This is a genomic window from Vibrio sp. 2130-1, from assembly GCF_033339515.1.
The window spans coordinates 1-676 of the sequence record NZ_JAWOUT010000316.1 but is presented as its reverse complement, the minus strand read 5'-3'; the positions used below and the strand labels follow the sequence as shown (position 1 = coordinate 676).

At 37.9% G+C, this 676-nt stretch carries 1 protein-coding gene; it reads right to left on the bottom strand.

The window, feature by feature from the left end; genetic code table 11:
- Positions 1-432 (bottom strand): polysaccharide deacetylase family protein (locus R7Q09_RS25955; protein ID WP_318143920.1); only part of this gene is annotated, 432 nt, incomplete at its 3' end.
- Positions 433-676 lie beyond the last annotated feature (244 nt).

Genomic DNA, 676 nt, shown 5'->3' with positions numbered 1-676 from the left:
TTTTTCTAGTACTGACAAGTTTTCTGCAAACATCGAGGCATCGTAGGCAGGATCTTGATAAGAGTTGATCTGGTGATCACCCGTTGCATTACATTCTGCCGCACTGTTTGGGCCAAATTCTTCAACACAGTTGTGAACCATATGGTCATAACTGTGGTTTGCGACGATGTGGCCGCTATCCAACGCCAGTTTTAGTGCCTCTAACGCTCTGTCTTCGTTTTCATCACCAATACCATCTAGATGCCACGCATTAAAGTAAAACGTCGCTTTTACTTCTTCTTGATTTAGCACATTAATGACGTCAATTGAGGCGTTGATTGGGCCATCATCAAACGTCAGATAAATGGTTCCTTTGGTGTCAGTTTGGGCAAATGCATATTGAGATAGAGCGGCACTTACAAGCGTTGCAATAGCCAGTTTATTTAATTTCATTTTCGATTCCTTTTCGAAATTAATAATGACGTTGTCAGTAGTAATATATTGATAGTTGTAAATGTAAATTTGTAATCTTCCTTAATTCTCTGACTTTTATCCTAGACCTAAATAATTATTAAAAAATAGACCTTATTTTCTAAAGTGAGATTCTGTTCACGAATAACGCAACCGGTTGCGCTTTTTTGTGTTGATTATTTTTGCTACAGTTTTTGCAGGTTGAAATTTACACAACGGGAGTAAG